We start from the raw sequence: 16,882 nt of genomic DNA, 5'->3' as shown, positions 1-16,882 counted from the left end.
TCTTCCCCCGGATCAATGCGCGGAACGTGCGCTGTCAACACGCAGGCGCGGGTCAAGCACTGCGTAAAGCAGGTCGACGGTGGTGTTGATGATGACGAAAATCAGGCTGACCAGCACTAGGTAGGCGGCCATCACCGGCACATCGCCAAAGCTTACGGCTTGGATGAAAAGTGCACCCATGCCGGGCCACTGGAACACAGTTTCGGTGACAATGGCGAAGGCGATCAGCCCGCCAAGCTGCAAGCCAAAGATCGTGATCACGGGGATCAGCGTATTCTTCAGTGCGTGGCGAAAATGAATCGAGCGGTTGGTCAAGCCCCGGGCCTTGGCGAACTTGATGTAATCGGTGCGCAGCACCTCAACCATCTCGGCCCGTACCAGTCGCATGATGAGCGTAAGCTGAAACAGGCAGAGCATGACCGAGGGCAAAATCAGCGCCTTAAGGCCCGAAATGGTCAGAAACCCTGTAGACCACCATCCGATATCGATAACGCCACCACGTCCGAAGGAAGGCAACCAGCCCAGCCAGACCGAGAAAATGAGGATGAGCAGAATACCGGTGACGAAGGTCGGCAGCGAAATCCCGACGAGGGAGAGGAACTGCAAGCTCTGCGCCGACAAGCTATTGGGCCTGAGCGCAGTCAGGATGCCAAGCGGGATGCCGAGGACCAATGAAAGCCCCGCAGCCACCAACACAAGCTCTGCCGTGGCGGGAAAACGCTCGGAAAGAAGCGTCGAAACCGGCCGCGCGTTGCGCCATCACAGGCCGAAATCGCCGGTCGTGGCACGGGCGACAAAGCGGCCATATTGCACCCAGATCGGCTGATCGAGACCGAGGCGTTCGCGCACGGCGTCGCGCTCTTCGGTGGTCGCGTTCTCGGCGACCAGTGAATTCACCGGATCGCCCATGAAGCGGAACATCATAAACGCAATCAAAGCGACGGCGAGCATGACGAAAACCGATTGGATGATACGGCGGATGAGAAAGCCGAGCATGGTGAATTCCTCTCTAGGGCTTATGGTCCGTCAGCGGAGCCGGAGATATGTCACCCCCGGCTCCATATTAGGTCACTTGGTGACGTTCGCGTACCAGAGGCGCACCAGATCATCGGCAGCCTGCGGGATTTCCACGGTGTCGCGCGCGGCCCAAGACAGCGGCTGCTGGTGCAGCGGCAGCCATGGCACATCGGCCTTGGCCAGCATCAACGCTTCCTGCATCATTTCCAGACGCTTAGCCTCGTCGACTTCGACGGCAACCGCATGGGTCAACGCGTCAACCTTGGCGTTGGAATAGCCCGCTGGCGTGAACGTGCCATACTCACCGCCCGGTGAGGCCAGCATCGCCGACAGGACCGAGAAACCGTCGAGCATCGGGAGTGTCGCCCAACCCAGCATGAAGACATCAACCTGACGGTTGTCGACTTTTTGGAAGTGCATCTGGCGCGGTTCGGTCACCAGACGCGGCTCGAAACCGGCCTGCGCCATCATCGCCGCCATCGCCTGACAGATTGCCTCGTCGTTAACGTAGCGGTCGTTCGGGCAGTTCAGGTTAAAGGCGAAACCTTCAGGATACCCGGCCTCGGCAAGCAGGGCCTTGGCCTTTTCGGGGTCATAGGCAAGGCGCGCGTCCATCGCATCGGAATAGCCCTTCACGGCGGGGGCAATCAGCGAGCCGGTCACGCGGGATTTGCCGCGCATGATACGGTCGCGGATCAGGTCCATGTTGATGGAGTGGTACAGCGCCTGACGCACCTTAACGTCCTTGAGCGGATTGCCCTCAACGTTGCCGTCAATCAGGCTGTCACCCATGTTGATGCCCATCATGATGCTGCGCAAACCGGGGTTTTGCAGCATTTTGACACCCTCGGTCGCCTCGATACGGTTCGCGTCCTGCAACGGCGCGGGCTCGATCAAATCAATCTCGCCGGAGAGCAATGCTGCCACGCGGGTGGCGTCTGACCCAATCGGAGAATGCTCGATCCGTGTCAGGTTGTGCTGCGGCGTGTCCCACCAGCCCTCGTTGACCACCAACACGTTCAGCGCATCGGGGCGGCGGCTTTCCAGAGCAAACGGGCCGGTGCCGTTGGCATTATTGGTGGTGTAGCCTTCTTCGCCTTGGCTGGCATCGATGACGGGCACGGAGTTGTGCTCCTCCAGCCAGCCCTTATCCATGATGAAGATGTTGGAAAGGTAGTTATTGAGCAGCGGTGTCGGCCCTTCAAGGATCACATCTACAGTCAGGTCATCGACGATCTCGACGGCCTTCAATCCGGGCAGGTTGCCACGCAGCGGCGACTTCGGATCGACTGCCCGCATCAGCGAAACCTGCACATCATCCGCGCCAAAGCTCTGACCGCCTTGGTAGGTCACGCCTTCGCGCAGCTTGAACCGTACCCGTGTCGGCTCGATGACTTCCCAGCCTGTCGCCAAAGCCGGTTCGATCTTCATATCCGCATCATAGCGCACCAGCGGCTCATAGATGTGGTGGGTGAAAATATTGGTGAAACTGTCGGTACTGGCATGTGGGTCGAGCCCGTAAACATCCCGCGCTGTGGCATAGCGCAGGGTTTCGGCACTGGCCCCAGCCGCGACGAGTGTCACAGCAGTGGCGGTCATCATGAGGTGACGAAGCATTGGCAAATCTCCCGTTGGTTGTTCGCGGTCCTCTGCGGAAATCAAGCAGGGCCGCGATACCCACATTGCAAACACAAGCGACATAAATTGTCTACAATTATTTATTCTTGTGTAAACATCATTGTTGACCTACTTTCTTGTTATACTGGAAATTGCCTGTAAGGTCGGGAGGATACCAAGCATGAATTCAATGGAAACAAGCGCAGACACACCGCAAATGGATGTCTACAATCGCATCTGGCTGTCGATTGCGGAGCGCAAGTTGAAGCCCGGCACCCGCCTAAAAGAAGAGCAACTGGCCGAGATATTCTCGGTGAGTCGCGCCCGTGTCCGCCAGGCGCTGTCCGCTTTGGAGCACGATGGGCTGGTGACCTTGGTACCGCATCGGGGGGCTTTCGTGTCGCAACCCTCGACCGAGGAAGCCCGCGATATCTTCTTTGCACGCAGAACGATTGAGACCAGCCTCGTGGCGCGGCTTTGTGCCGCCGCCACTGCTGACGATCTCGCGCGGATGCATGCCCATGTTGAAGAAGAACGCGCCGCGCGCGCAGCGGGCGATACCAAAGCGACGATCCTGTTGTCAGGCGGGTTCCACCTTTTGATCGGGGAGCTTGCGGGCTCCCCCTACCTTTGGGAAGTGCTGCGCGATCTGGTGTCGCGCACCTCTCTCATCATGGCGATGTACCAGACCCGCAGTCAGGCCGATTGCGGCCCTGATGAGCATGCCGAGGTTTTAGAGGCCATCCGTAACGCCGATGCGGCGCGGGCGCAGCACCTGATGGACCATCACCTCGACCACCTCGAAGGCAAGCTTGATCTGGACGACACCACCGAGGAAACCAACGACTTGCGGGATATCCTGTCATGACAGCGCCCCATGATATTCTAATCCATTGCGCCAGCATCATCACCGTGGATCCCGAGCGGCGGGTGATTGAGCCAGGCTGGATCGCGGTAGACGGCAATCTGATTGCTGCCATCGGCACCGGCACGCCCCCTGCTGCGAAACGGGTGATCGACAAAGCGGGCCTAATCGCCCTGCCCGGTTTGATCGACGCGCATTCGCATTCGGGCCATGGCCTTGTGCGCGCAGCAGGCGACGCAGACGGCGACCTATGGTTTCAAATCTGTGAGGAAATTTACGCAGGTGTCGCCACGCCGGACTTTTGGCGGGCCGAAGCGCGGTTGGCCCAGATGGAGCGACTGATGGGCGGTGTCACCACGGCAGTTTCGCTGCTGGGCGGTGGCGCGGATATCATGCGGACCGACACGCCAGACGCCGGTGACGCCCATTGCGACGCAACGGTCCAAGCCGGTTTGCGCACCATCATGGCCGTCGGTCCGGGGCGCTTGCCGTTTCCCAAACATTTTGGCCCTGATCGCCGCCCCGTTAGCTTTGACGAACAAATGGAGGTCTGCGCCGAGCTGATTGATCGCCACGATGATCTACTCGGCCGTCGCACAGGCGTTGCGTTAATTTTACCGGTCTATGCGCAAGACCATATGGCGGACCACGGGCCAGAAATCCGCCGAATGGCGACCGCGATGCGCGCATTGCAGGACAGCACTGGCACGCTCTTGACGCAAGACGGCCATCGTGGCGGCACCATCGCACTGGCGCGGGAGTTGGGGTTGTTGTCGCCAAAGGCCGCACTTGGTCACAGCGTCGACCTCATCCCCGCAGATTTTGAAGCCCTGCGCGCTACCGGTGCAACAATCATTCACAATCCGTCAGCGATCATGTCGATTATCGGCAGATGCCCCGTGCCCGAACTGCTGGAGGCTGGCGTCACTGTCTGTCTCGGCTCGGACGCTGGCGCGCCGGATCGCGGATTTGATATGTTCCGTCACATGGCACAGGCAATGCATTATCACCGTCGGCACTTCCGCGACCCCGCTGTGTTGCCGGATGGAAAAGCACTGGAGCTTTGCACCATTGATGCCGCCCGCGCCCTTGGAGTCGCTAATGAAATCGGGTCGCTGGAGGTCGGAAAGCGGGCTGACATCGTTCTGCTGGATGGCCGCAAACCGCATCTGTGGCCGCCTGTCATGGCGCTCAACCGGATCACCCATTTTGCCAATGCCGCCGATGTGGATACAGTGTTGGTGGATGGCCGCGTGCTGATGGAAAAGCGTCACGTTCCGCACTTGGATCTTGAGGAGATTCTCACGGAAGCCGAAGCCGAAGCTGATCGGGTTTTCACAGCATGTGGACGGATGGATGCACGCGTTGAAACCGCTAACTCATGGAAGCAGGCACGACGTGTGACTGGCGCATACCGTGCCGCAGGCTCTGACGAGTAAAGACACTCTGAGGGTTTTACCTCCGGCGAAAATTTCCTAAGAAAGTTCCGCCGGAGATGGATTTTCAGCTGCGCAGCCGTTCGACAATGCTCTGGGCAGTGACCACGCCGACGATCGCCCCATTGGCTGAAACGCTGATCCCTTCGGGGGTGCTGCTGACTTGATCAATAAGATCGCGCACAGGCGTTTCGGCAGCAACCGAAGGCCCTGTCGCAGTGCTTGACGCCTGCATCACATCACGCGCTGTCAGCACGCCGAGCGGGTTCATATTGGCCACAAAATCAGCGACATAATCCGACGCCGGGTTAGAGAAGATATCGCGCGGCGTGCCAATTTGAACAATGCGCGCGCCTTCCATGATTGCAATGCGACCGCCTAGCTTGAACGCTTCGTCCAGATCGTGGCTCACGAAAATAATCGTGCGCTTCAACTCGCGTTGCAGATCAAGCAGCTCGTCTTGCAGGCGGGTGCGGATCAACGGGTCAAGCGCTGAAAACGGCTCGTCCATCAGCAATATCGGCGCTTCGGTGGCAAAGGCACGGGCAAGACCCACACGCTGCTGCATCCCACCCGACAGCTCGCCGACTTTGCGATCGGCCCAGTCTTTGAGCCCCACCAACGCCAGCTGCTTTTTGGCACGCTCCATACGCTCGCCCTTTGGCACGCCGCTCAGCTCCAGCCCCAGCGCCACATTGTCGAGCACGGTGCGCCACGGCAGCAAACCGAACTGCTGAAACACCATCGACACACATTCGCGCCGGACCTTGCGCAGGGTCTGCGGGTTACACTCCTGCACATTGGCGGACCAGTCGCCATCATGGACCGTCACGTGGCCACGCGCGACAGGGTTGAGCCCGTTGACCGCCCGCAGCAACGTGGACTTGCCCGACCCCGAGAGCCCCATCAGCACCAGAATTTCACCCTCGGCCACATCGAGCGAGCAATCATGCACGCCCAAAATCTGGCCGGTGGCTTCTTCGATCTCGCTGCGGCTTTGGCCCGCATCCATCAAGGGCAACGCCTTGGCGGGACGGTCGCCAAAGACGATTGAGACATTGTTGAATGAAACTGCTGTACTCATTTGCCACCCACCCGCAACATCCGGTCGAGCATGATTGCCACGACAACAATAATCAGACCGCTCTCAAACCCGAGGCCCGTATTTACCTGATTGAGCGCTCGAACCACCGGCACCCCAAGGCCATCGGCCCCGACAAGGGCGGCGATCACCACCATCGACAGCGACAACATAATGGTCTGGTTCAGGCCGGTCATGATCTGCGGCAGCGCATAGGGCAGCTCGATTTTCCAAAGGGTCTGATGCGGTTTGGCACCAAATGCCTGCGCGGCTTCAAGCAAGGGCCGCGGGGTGGAAGCAATACCGAGCTGGGTCAGCCGGATTGGCGCGGGCAGCACAAAGATCACCGTTGCGATCAAACCTGGCACCATGCCGATGCCGAAAAACACGATCGCAGGGATCAGATAGACAAAGGTCGGCAATGTTTGCATCAGGTCGAGGACAGGGCGCATGAACTTATAGAGCCTTGGCCGGTGTGCCGCAGCGATACCGATCGGCACGCCTACGCCCATACAAACCACACAGGCCGACAACACCAGCGTCAGGCTTTCGGTAGTTTCTTCCCAATAGTCCTGATTAATAATGAACAAAAATCCGATCACCACAAAAGCGACTGTCTTCCAGTTGCGCTGAATGAGCCATGTCAGCCCGGCAAAAACCGCAATGACGATAAGCGGATGCGGCGTTTGCAGCACCCAGAGGATCGCGTCGATCAGCCGTTCCATCAAGTCGGCCAAGCCGTCAAAAAAGAACTCTCCGTTGATCTGGAGCCAGTCAAACACAGTTTCTGCCACATCGCCGATGGGCAGCTTGTTTTCGGTCAGCCAGTTCATGCGACCCCCTATGAAATGTCAAATGCAGATAAAACATACCCGCCCGCGATGTTTCGGGGGCGGGTAATTCGTTAGGTAACCTGTCGGTTACTGCAGCGCGGCTTTCGCGGCTTCAAGGGCGTCGGCACCCTCAAGAGTGGTGACACCAGCAAGCCAAGTATCAAGAACTTGTGGGTTTTTCTTGATCCATGCGGCGGCGGCATCGTTAGGCTTTTCGCCGTCATCAAGGATGGCGCCCATGATCTCGTTCTCCATCGCCAGCGTGAATTCCATATTGGTCAGGAGCTTGCCCACGTTGGGACACTCTTCGACATAACCCGCGCGGGTGTTGGTATAAACTGTTGCTCCACCAAGATCAGGACCAAAGAAATCATCGCCGCCCTGCAGGTAGGTCAGTTCGAAGTTCGCATTCATAGGATGCGGCTCCCAGCCCAAAAAGACCACTGGCTCGCCTTTGCGGGTCGCGCGCTCGACCTGAGCCAGCATCCCCTGCTCGGAGCTTTCGACAACCTCGAACTCTTTGAGATCAAAGGCGTTGTCATCAATCATCGACTGGATCAGGCGGTTGCCGTCATTGCCGGGCTCGATGCCGTATATCTTACCTTCAAGTTCATCGGCTTTGGTTGCGATGGCGTCAAAGCTGGTGATGCCCATATCAGCGGCGACCTTGTTAACGGCCAAAGTATACTTGGCTCCTTCAAGGTTGGCGCGCACGGTATCAACAGTGCCGGCGTCACGGTAGGGCGCGATATCGCCTTCCATTGTGGGCATCCAGTTGCCGAGGAAAACGTCGATGTCGCCCGCCGCAAGCGACGTATAGGTAACCGGAACGGCAAGGATCTTCACGTCTGCCTCATAGCCCAAGGCATCAAGCAGCACGCTGGCCGCGGCCGTGGTGGCGGTGATGTCGGTCCAACCCACGTCAGAGAAGGTCACTTTTTCACAGCCTTCGGCGTAGGCAGCGGTGCCCATTGTAAGGGCCAGAGCGGTCGTCGCAAACAAGCGTGTCATAACAGATAATCTCCCCGAGAGTTTTTTATTGATTTGCGAGCCAATAAAACGGCATTCACCCCCGCTTTGCAACACGATTCGTTGTCAGCCTAAGGAGTGGCGTCTTTTAGGAGGGGACGCCTCTACAGCTATTTAATCGTGAAAAAAGCAATTCCAGCCAGCAGATCCTACCCTTCTAACAGTGCGCTAGAGGAGCGTGGTTTTTGCCGCGCCCCTAGTTGCGCAGCCCGAATGCCAGATCAATCGCCCGCATTGTGCCATCCCCATAATCGCCATCAATTGCACTCTCGTAAAACCCGTGCTTTGCCAAAAGTTCTTGCAGTGCCTTGCGCGTCTCTACAGTAAATATCGCAGGATCTTCGCGGAGAAGCGTATAAACTTCCTGCGCGCCAAGCCTCAGTGCGCGATAGAGATACCGCGCGGCATCCTGCGGCCCTTTGCCCTTGATATTGCCGTCATTTATCAATGCGGCATAGCGAAACAGCGCGTGTGGATGTCCCGCCTCGGCGGCACGTTCAAAATAAACCAGACTGCGCGCTTGGTCCGGCCCGATGTTCAAGCCACCCTGAGAATATAGAAATCCAAGATCATTGAGGGCGGGAGGATACTCCTGTTCGGCAGCGGCGCGGTACAATTCCATCGCGCGATCACTATCCTGCACCACGCCGAGCCCCCGCTCGTAAAGTTGCGCGAGTTCAAACTGCGCTTCCACAGACCCATCTGCCGCAGCACGTTGCAAAAGATCCGCAGCCTCCTCTGGTGCATATCGCGGATCGTCTGGGGCGAGTTTGACATAGGCCGATGCCAGCATCGCGCGGACATCGCCAGCCTCGGCCATCTCCGCATATTTCGCTGCCTGCCCGTCTTCTAAAGCCGCCCAAGCCGCGCGACGATCCGCAGTTGGAGAGTCAGAACTGCCGCCTTCACCGCCAGAAGCAAAGGACGGATGCGCAAAGAAACTGCCGTATACCTTCGGGGTTTGCATGTTGTCTGACGCCTCAACCACCGCCGCGATTACTTTTTTGACGGCCAGTGCAGCTTCGAGATCGGTCGTTGTGAGATTATCAACAAGAGCTTGCAAAAAGTAGCTGTGTTTCCCAGCGCTCTTCAAAATCGGCTCCCCGTCTTTCGACGCAAACATAACCATCGTACCGAGCGGCGGCGTCGCTGGCGCAAGGCCATCGGAGCGAAAAACCTCCCGACTTTCGCCTTCCGAGGCTTTTGCCTCCAAAGCTGCCATACCGCCCAAGGGTAGACAGCAATCCAGCAAGATCAGCCGACCCCTGCGGGCACCGGCCACCGCGTCTTGCAATTGCCCTAACGTAACCCCCGTTTTCTCGACGTCTTCTGGCGAACCAATCTTTGCGTCCACCGGAAAAAAGACATTCTCACCTGCCACATCTGCGCCATGACCTGCATAATAGATTAAGGCAAAATCTGCGGTCTCGGATCTAAAGGCGAAATCGTCCAATGCGGTTCGTAAATCCGTCCCGTCACTGTTGTGCAAAGTGACCGTGTCAAACCCAGCGGCGGTTAAGGCTTGCGCTACATTTCGAGCGTCTTCGGAGTCGGTTTGCACGGATTCGAGCGTTTCATACGCCTGGTTTCCGATGACCAGCGCCATCTTTTCCTGCGCAGATGCGAAGAGAGGCAGCAAGCACAAGAGAATTGGAAAGATCAGGCGCATAAAGTGCTCCTTGAACTGAAATTACAGGTTAAAGTCTACACTTAGCCCAATGAACCGCTCGGACCACTTCATACAAAGCCAGTCACAGGCTCCGAAATACTAGCCCAAGAGAGACGGTGGGCATCCCTGTCAGAGCGTAGCGCACTACAACCAAGTATGTTTAGAAACTCTGTAAAATTTCTTAAGAAAATGGCTTGTTCAGCGGGCCGACTGCATCGCCCACCATTCACGGGATCTTGGCTGCCGGCTTCGGCAAGCCGGATGTTTAAATTATCCAGAAATATCTACCATAATACCCACAGTTCTAGTTGCCGTCGTTTTCTCTGCAACCCGGGAAATTTTAGCTTGATACCAATACAACCTACAGTTAGAAGCTCTCGCGAGCGTCGTCCTTATTTTTTAGGTAATTACGTCTGGGCAACGGCCGCCGCTCTACGAGCTTAACATTACGAATTTCTATTAATGTCCATTTTTTTCTTTTATCATAGAAGCTTATCAATCTGAGACTGTCAGAAAGGGAAATCATTTCCGCATCCCGTAAAGCAGGTCAGTCACCAGTTATAGGCAAAATCCAGACCACAGGACAAAGAATGTCTTATTTGATTTTATTATTCTCGTCCGGTCAAAATTCATTCTGACGGTTCCCGAAACTTCAACTTCGAAGCTTTCAGAAGTATTTAGAAGTCTGGATTTTCCGCCTCCTCCCTGCCCTTCGAAAATTTCTGCACCTCACCAGCCGGCTTACGGCTTTATAGTCAGAGAATTTACGGTATGCGAAGGTATACTGTCGACCTTGCAGGATAGATTGGATATGGGAGGGTAAATCCCGCCCTATGGAGTGTCCTATGTCCGATATCATCTACACCAAAGTCGACGAAGCACCGGAGCTTGCCTCCGCGTCCTTCCTGCCGATCATCCAGAAATTCGCCGCCGCTGCAGGCGTGTCCGTCGGCACCAAGGATATCAGCCTTGCTGCCCGCATTCTGGCCACCTTTCCGGAGCACCTCAGCGCGGCACAGCGCCAGTCGGATGACCTCGCCGATTTAGGGCGTCTTGTGAAAACGCCCGATGCAAATGTCATCAAATTGCCGAATATCTCCGCCTCGGTGCCGCAGCTTGTAGCCGCAGTCAAAGAGCTTCAGGCTCAGGGTTTTGCCCTGCCCGATTACCCCGAAGCACCCGAGACTGCCGATGAAAAAGCAATCCGTGCTAAATATGATGGCATAAAAGGCTCAGCCGTGAACCCGGTTTTGCGCGAAGGCAACTCGGATCGTCGCGCGGCCAAGGCCGTGAAAAGCTTTGCCCAGAAGAATCCGCATCGCATGGGCGATTGGGCGGCCGACAGCAAAACCCACGTCTCGGCGATGTCGGGGGGTGATTTCTTCTCCAACGAAGTTTCTGCCACGCTGTCAAAAGACGCCACTGCCAAGATCGTTCTGGTCACCAATGCGGGCGAAACAGTGCTGAAAGACGGGATTTCCTACCCCGCCGGCACCGTCGTTGATGCCACCTTCATGAGCGTTGCTGCACTCCAGACCTTCTTGGCTGACGAAATCGCCAAAACCAAAGTTGAAGGCACCCTGTTTTCGCTGCACATGAAGGCCACAATGATGAAGGTCTCGGACCCGATCATCTTTGGCCACGCAGTCAAAGCCTACCTCGCGCCGGTTTTTGAAAAACACGGTGAGGCGATGCGCGAACTGGGCGTAAATGCCAATTCCGGTCTGGGCGACCTGCTGGCCCGCGTGAAAGGCAACGCCGAAATCGTCGCTGACATTGACGCTTGCATGGCGGCCCGCCCACCGATGTATATGGTCGACTCAGATAAGGGTATCACCAACCTGCATGTCTCCTCGGATGTCATCATCGACGCCTCGATGCCTGCGCTTATCCGTGCGGGCGGCAAAGGCTGGGGGCCAGATGGCAAAGAATCCGATACCAACTGCGTCATTCCAGACAATTCTTATGCGCCTGTGTATGACGAAACCGTAAACTTTTTCAAAGAAAACGGTAAGTTGAATCCGGCCACTGCAGGCACAGTGCAAAACGTCGGCCTGATGGCGCAGAAGGCAGAGGAATACGGCTCGCACCCAACCACTTTCGAGATTGCCGAAGCTGGCACCGTTAAGATGATCCTCGACGATGGCACCGTGCTGCATGAGCATAACGTCGAAGCAGGCGACATCTGGCGCTCGGCCTCGACCCGCAAGGCGCCTATCGAAGACTGGGTGAACCTTGCGATCGACCGTCAAAAAGCCGAAGGCTGCAGCGCGATCTTCTGGCTGGACGCGAGCCGTGCCCACGACGCCGAACTTATCGCCTACGTGAAGCCGATCCTCGAAGCAAAAGGCGTTGCCGACAAATTCGAGATCATGGCCCCGCGTGAAGCGACCCGCGCCTCGTTGGAGACGATCACCAAGGGCGACAACACCATCGCCATCACCGGCAACGTGCTGCGCGATTACCTCACTGATCTGTTCCCGATCCTCGAACTGGCGACCTCGGCCAAGATGTTGTCGATCGTCAAACTGATGAACGGCGGCGGCTTGTTTGAAACCGGTGCGGGCGGTTCAGCCCCAAAGCACGTCCAGCAGCTTGAAAAAGAGAACCACCTGCGCTGGGACAGCTTGGGCGAATTCTGCGCACTTGGCGAAAGCCTGACCTTCCTGGCGGACGCCAAGGGCAATGAAAAAGCCCGTGTTCTGGGTGAAGCGGTTGATGCCGCGACCCAAGGGATCTTGGATAACGACCATTCACCTTCCCGCAAGGTCGGCGAGCCTGACAACCGCAACAGCCACTATTGGTTTGCCCGCTATTGGGCCGATGCGTTGGCAGCGCAGTCGAAAGATGCCGAGTTGGCCGCGCACTTTGCCCCGATTGCAAAAGAGTTGGCCGCTAGCGAAAGTAAAATCCTTGCTGAACTGGCCGAAGTTCAAGGGGATGCCGTCGATTTGGGCGGTTATTTCCGCACGAATGCCGCGAAAACTGCGTCCGTCATGCGGCCTTCCGCGACTTTGAACGCGATCATCGGTTGATCCGGTAACGTACCAATCGGGGCCGCTGTTTTATGAAACAGTGGCCCTTTTTGCGTTAACAGACCCATGATCAACGCTAAATCAGGCGTCAAGGCTCTTTGAGAGACTTCGCGCGCTGCGGGCCAACGTGCAGGTACTCGCCAAGGAAGATGGCGATATCCTCGCAATCAAAATACGCATGAAACCACCATACTTTTATTCCCTCCCGCATGGACAATTTAGGCGGCTGCAATAAGTACTTCTGTCAAACCGGCACCGCTTTTCGGCACATGGGGTACTGTCCCGTCGAAACTCTACCAAAGCACCGTGTCGTCAGACAAAGGACCGACGGAATGAGCTCGACAGTGCCGGATGCGCTTATCAGATACATGCAAAATGCGCCGATCGCGCTGGCCTTGGGGGCCATCGGTACGCCTGACGAGCCCTTGGTAAGCGTCAATGATGCTTTCTGCCGGCTGACCGGTTACGCGGAATCTGATGTCGTCGGAAAAAACTGCCGCTTTTTGCAGCCTGAAACCGAGGATACGAAAGACGCCCGCGCGCAGATGCGGGCTTTTCTGGACGATCCATCGGTGAATGCCGGCCGCTTCGAAGTGCCCAATATGCGCGCCGATGGGAGCCGCTTTGACAATTTTGTGTTTATGTCACGATTAAAAAATCAAACCGGCGAAGGGTCGTTCATCTTCGCCTCCCAATTCGATCTCTCTGCTGCAAATAGCTATAGTGAACTTAAAACCTATGATCACCAATTGGGCAAAAGCATCGAAGACGTGACCGATTTTGGCAAGAACTTCGGCCTGATGATGCGCCAATCCGCCGAGCTTTTATCACAATCGGCGGCAACTATCGCAGGTATCCGACTGCATGGATAACCAAACTGCCACACCCGAGCCCGAGACCCCGATCTCGCGCGATCCTTCCACGCCGGTTATCGGTATTGGTGCGTCCGCTGGCGGGTTGGAGGCACTGCGTGCGTTCCTAGAACCAGCGCGGCTGCCCACCGGCATGGCCTATGTCATCGTCCAGCATCTTGATCCGAACCACGAAAGCATGTTGGCCGACCTTCTAGGGCGGCAAACCTCGCTCAACGTGCGACAGGCCGAAGACGGCGAGACCGTGCTGCCGGATCATGTCTATATCATTCCCCCTGGGCACGGGCTGGTGATCCGCAATTGTAAACTGGCGCTAGAGCCGTTCGTGCAACCGCGCGGGCTGCGCCGTCCCATTGATGATTTCTTCATGTCTCTGGCGGATGATCTGGGCGCGATGTCCGCCTGTGTGATCCTTTCGGGCACGGGCGCGGATGGCACGCTGGGCCTGCGTGCGATTAAGGAACACGGCGGGTTGGCTTTGGTGCAGGAACCCAAGTCCGCCCGATACGACGGCATGCCGCTTTCGGCTGTGTCCACAGGCATGGTCGACTTCGTGCTAGCGCCGGAAAACATGCTGGACCGGCTGCGCGACTATTTTGGCCGCGCGATTGATGATAAGGGATCCGTCGTTGGCGACAGCGAGCAGATTGACGCCATTTGCCGAACCCTACGCAAACACGTCGGTAACGACTTCACCGGTTATAAACACACCACGCTTGCGCGTCGCATCCAGCGCCGCATGCAGGTGCTACAGTTGACCGACGCTGGCGCCTATCGCAAGAGGGTGCGCGACGACGCGAATGAGGCCGCAGCCTTGCAACGCGACCTGCTGATCAACGTCACCCGCTTCTTCCGCGACCCTGAATACTTCGAGGCACTGCGCGAAAGTGTGATCGTGCCACTGGTAGAACGGGCCAACCCGCATCAGGAAATTCGCGTTTGGGTGCCGGGCTGCTCCAGCGGCGAAGAAGCGTATACCCTTGCGATGATCCTTAACGAAGAAGCGCTGCGCCAGAACGCCTCCCTGCGGATCAATATTTTCGCCTCCGACATCGACGAACAGATGCTGGAAATTGCGCGTGAAGGCCGCTATCTGGCCTCCTCGCTGATGGATATCCCCGAAGACCTGCGCGAACGTTATACCATCCAGCATGGCGACCATTTCCGTATTTCGCCCGGTGTGCGCGACATGGTGCGGTTTTCCTCCCATAGCGTGATCAAGGACCCACCGTTCTCACGCCTTTCGCTCGTTTGTTGTCGCAATCTGTTCATCTATTTCGGCGACGGATTGCAATCAGCCGTCCTGCCGATTTTCCACTATGCGCTTCAGCCAAAAGGGTTTTTGTTTCTCGGCCCGTCCGAGACGATTGGCCGTGCCGATGATCTGTTCACCCCGATCAACCACCGCGCCCGAATATTTTCCCGCATAGACAGCACCCCCCGCTATCCGATCCAGCTGCCGTCGATCTCTGACCGGCAACTGCGCGGACGGCGCGCCGAGACGCCGGCACAGCGCGACCAAAGCACAACTCGAAACCTCGCGCTGGAACGGCTGGCCGAGCGTTATGCGATGCCGGGCGTGGTGCTGGACCGGAACGGAAACCTGATCGAGATTTACGGCAGGCTAGGGCGTTACTTTGAATTCTCGGCAGGCTCCAACCATTCAGCCTCCCGTGCCGCACGGCCGGGCCTGCGCGAAGTACTGCTACCGCTGATGCGCCAGGCCTGCGAAAGCCGCCAGCGGATGATCGCGCGCGACGTCGTGGTGCGGGCCGAATTCGGTCGTCAGAAGATTAACGTCGTGGCCGATCCGCTGGCCGATGATACGGTGCTGATGGTCTTCCGAGATGTTGATGGTTTCGAGGCCGAGCAGGACGATGATCTGATGGATCTCGGCCCCGCAAACGGTCAGGTCGAAATGTTGGAGGGCGAGTTGCAACACACCCGCCGCCAGCTGCGCGACAAGACCGAAGAGCTGGAGACCGCGAACGAGGAGCTCAAAAGCTCGAACGAAGAAATGATGTCGATGAACGAGGAGCTTCAATCGACAAACGAAGAGCTTTCGACCGTTAACGATGAGTCGAAGGAGAAGGTCGACCAGCTGAGCGTCGCCAACGATGATCTGAAAAACTTTTTTGAATCCACACAGCTCCCCGTTGTTGTGCTGGACAATGATCTGCGGCTGCGCAGCTTTACCGACGCGGCGCTCGAGATTTTCCCGTTCCAACGCGGCGATCACGGGCGGCCACTCAACCAAGTCACCAGCCTGCTGTCCAGCGACGCGCATCTGGCCGCAGCCGCCCGCGTGATCAAAGACAACAGCCTTGAGCGGTTGCCGATGTCACAGTCCGATGGCTCGCGGCAATGGATGCTAATCGTGCATCCCTATCTTGTGCGCAGCGGCGCTCAGGAAGGCGTTACGATGGTCTTTACCGACATCACCGAGATGACCTCATTGCAGGCCGAGCTTGATCAGGAGCGCGAACAGTTGGAGCTTGCCGTGCAATTGGCTGGCATCGGTATCTGGGAGTACCAACCGGAACTAAACCGCGCCGTGATTGATGAGGGGCAAGCCAAGTTACTCGGCATACCAGAGGCAGGTGGCCACCCTGAAGCCCTGCTATACGAACGTGTTATTGAAAAAGACCGCGAAAATCTGCGCCGCAGCCTTGAGGAGTGCATAGCTGAGGAAAAAGAGGTCACTGTCGAGTTTCGCGTCCCGCGCGGCCCACACGAACGGCCCCGCTGGCTGCGCACCTTGGCCCGCCCTATTGTCGGCGATGGCCCGACGCGGATCCTTGGCGTCAGCTTTGACGTGACCGCAGACCGTTATCTGGCCGAGAACCGCGAATTGATGATCGGTGAGATGAATCACCGCGTCAAAAACCTCTTTGCGGTGATCAGCGCGATGGTTTCAACCATGTCGCGCAAGGCCACCAGCACCAAGCAACTGGCAGACGACCTTCGCGATAATATCTCCAGCCTCGGACGGGCCCACGCGCTAACCAATCGTCCCGATATTAACGAGGGGATCACGCTTGAGGACTTGTTGAGCGCCATCCTCAAACCGTTTCTGACCCAGTTCGAAATTGAAATTAGCGGCCCGGAAGTGCAGCTTCAGCAGGCCGATGTAACACCGCTGGCATTGATCCTGCATGAATGGTCCACCAATGCGGTGAAATACGGCGCGTTGAGCGAGAATGCCGGAAATTTGCATATCTCATGGACGGGGTCGCGTGAGGGCGGTTGTGAACTGACATGGCGCGAGGTCCTGACGTCTGCGCCTGACCCCGCGACGAACACGGCAGGTTTCGGATCACATCTTTTGCAGATTGCGGCACGTCAATTGCAGGCAGAACTGGACAACGCGCTTTCGGGCAACATCTTTCAATGGACACTAAAATTGTCTGGACGTGAAGAAAGTTAAG

General features: G+C 57.2%; 10 protein-coding genes and 1 pseudogene. 5 read left to right on the top strand and 6 right to left on the bottom strand.

From position 1 onward, the window contains the following. Window positions 1–12: 12 nt before the first annotated feature. Both BM174_RS17855 and BM174_RS17850 read right to left on the bottom strand, forming a co-directional pair. Window positions 13–996, bottom strand: a pseudogene (locus BM174_RS17855) (ABC transporter permease). A 72-nt stretch (window positions 997–1,068) separates the two neighbouring features. Further along, a complete protein-coding gene (locus BM174_RS17850) occupies window positions 1,069–2,634 on the bottom strand; it encodes an ABC transporter substrate-binding protein (RefSeq protein ID WP_093925223.1) in 1,566 nt (521 codons plus the stop codon). 190 nt (window positions 2,635–2,824) lie between these two features. On the opposite strand from BM174_RS17850, the gene BM174_RS17845 reads away from it, so the two are divergent. Both BM174_RS17845 and BM174_RS17840 read left to right on the top strand, forming a co-directional pair. Then, window positions 2,825–3,502 carry a GntR family transcriptional regulator gene (locus BM174_RS17845; protein WP_218152947.1) on the top strand — a complete coding sequence of 226 codons (678 nt, stop codon included), beginning with the start codon at window positions 2,825–2,827 and terminating at the stop codon, window positions 3,500–3,502. Beyond that, window positions 3,499–4,938, top strand: coding sequence for an amidohydrolase family protein (locus BM174_RS17840; RefSeq protein ID WP_093925206.1), 1,440 nt, complete (start codon window positions 3,499–3,501; stop codon window positions 4,936–4,938). The genes BM174_RS17845 and BM174_RS17840 overlap by 4 nt, the downstream gene beginning before the upstream one ends. Window positions 4,939–5,002: 64 nt before the next feature. Here BM174_RS17840 and choV read toward each other — a convergent pair whose 3' ends face one another. The 4 genes from choV to BM174_RS17820 form a co-directional block, all read right to left on the bottom strand. Further along, complete coding sequence (gene choV, locus BM174_RS17835; RefSeq protein WP_093925205.1) at window positions 5,003–6,019, bottom strand: choline ABC transporter ATP-binding protein; 1,017 nt, start codon at window positions 6,017–6,019, stop codon at window positions 5,003–5,005. Further along, on the bottom strand, window positions 6,016–6,849 hold the full coding sequence (gene choW, locus BM174_RS17830) for a choline ABC transporter permease subunit (protein WP_093925204.1): 834 nt from the start codon (window positions 6,847–6,849) through the stop codon (window positions 6,016–6,018). The genes choV and choW overlap by 4 nt, the downstream gene beginning before the upstream one ends. An 87-nt stretch (window positions 6,850–6,936) precedes the next feature. Beyond that, window positions 6,937–7,860 (bottom strand): choline ABC transporter substrate-binding protein, encoded by a 924-nt coding sequence (locus BM174_RS17825; RefSeq protein WP_093925203.1) that lies wholly within the window; start codon window positions 7,858–7,860, stop codon window positions 6,937–6,939. A 214-nt stretch (window positions 7,861–8,074) separates the two neighbouring features. Then, window positions 8,075–9,547, bottom strand: a complete 1,473-nt coding sequence (locus tag BM174_RS17820; RefSeq protein WP_093925202.1) for a caspase family protein — start codon at window positions 9,545–9,547, stop codon at window positions 8,075–8,077. Between the two features lie 845 nt (window positions 9,548–10,392). On the opposite strand from BM174_RS17820, the gene BM174_RS17815 reads away from it, so the two are divergent. The 3 genes from BM174_RS17815 to BM174_RS17805 all read left to right on the top strand — a co-directional run bounded on the left by BM174_RS17815 (window position 10,393) and on the right by BM174_RS17805 (window position 16,881). Next, complete coding sequence (locus BM174_RS17815) at window positions 10,393–12,582, top strand: NADP-dependent isocitrate dehydrogenase (protein ID WP_093925201.1); 2,190 nt, start codon at window positions 10,393–10,395, stop codon at window positions 12,580–12,582. Between the two features lie 209 nt (window positions 12,583–12,791). Further along, a complete protein-coding gene (locus tag BM174_RS17810; protein WP_093925200.1) occupies window positions 12,792–13,454 on the top strand; it encodes a PAS domain-containing protein in 663 nt (220 codons plus the stop codon). Then, the gene (locus tag BM174_RS17805; RefSeq protein ID WP_093925199.1) at window positions 13,447–16,881 is read left to right on the top strand and encodes a chemotaxis protein CheB; all 3,435 of its coding nucleotides are present in this window, start codon (window positions 13,447–13,449) and stop codon (window positions 16,879–16,881) included. Before BM174_RS17810 ends, BM174_RS17805 begins: the two co-directional genes overlap by 8 nt. Window position 16,882: the final 1 nt, after the last annotated feature.

Source organism: Sulfitobacter brevis (assembly GCF_900112755.1).
GTDB lineage: Bacteria > Pseudomonadota > Alphaproteobacteria > Rhodobacterales > Rhodobacteraceae > Sulfitobacter > Sulfitobacter brevis.
Note: the sequence above shows the minus strand (reverse complement) of the source record. Positions and strands in the feature narration are given on the sequence as shown.

Excerpts from the sequence above, each read along its gene's own strand:
- BM174_RS17850 (WP_093925223.1), bottom strand. The coding sequence starts at position 2,634 with ATGCTTCGTCACCTCATGATGACCGCCACTGCTGTGACACTCGTCGCG.
- BM174_RS17845 (WP_218152947.1), top strand. The coding sequence starts at position 2,825 with ATGGAAACAAGCGCAGACACACCGCAAATGGATGTCTACAATCGCATC.
- BM174_RS17840 (WP_093925206.1), top strand. The coding sequence starts at position 3,499 with ATGACAGCGCCCCATGATATTCTAATCCATTGCGCCAGCATCATCACC.
- choV (WP_093925205.1), bottom strand. The coding sequence starts at position 6,019 with ATGAGTACAGCAGTTTCATTCAACAATGTCTCAATCGTCTTTGGCGAC.
- choW (WP_093925204.1), bottom strand. The coding sequence starts at position 6,849 with ATGAACTGGCTGACCGAAAACAAGCTGCCCATCGGCGATGTGGCAGAA.
- BM174_RS17825 (WP_093925203.1), bottom strand. The coding sequence starts at position 7,860 with ATGACACGCTTGTTTGCGACGACCGCTCTGGCCCTTACAATGGGCACC.
- BM174_RS17820 (WP_093925202.1), bottom strand. The coding sequence starts at position 9,547 with ATGCGCCTGATCTTTCCAATTCTCTTGTGCTTGCTGCCTCTCTTCGCA.
- BM174_RS17815 (WP_093925201.1), top strand. The coding sequence starts at position 10,393 with ATGTCCGATATCATCTACACCAAAGTCGACGAAGCACCGGAGCTTGCC.
- BM174_RS17810 (WP_093925200.1), top strand. The coding sequence starts at position 12,792 with ATGGACAATTTAGGCGGCTGCAATAAGTACTTCTGTCAAACCGGCACC.
- BM174_RS17805 (WP_093925199.1), top strand. The coding sequence starts at position 13,447 with ATGGATAACCAAACTGCCACACCCGAGCCCGAGACCCCGATCTCGCGC.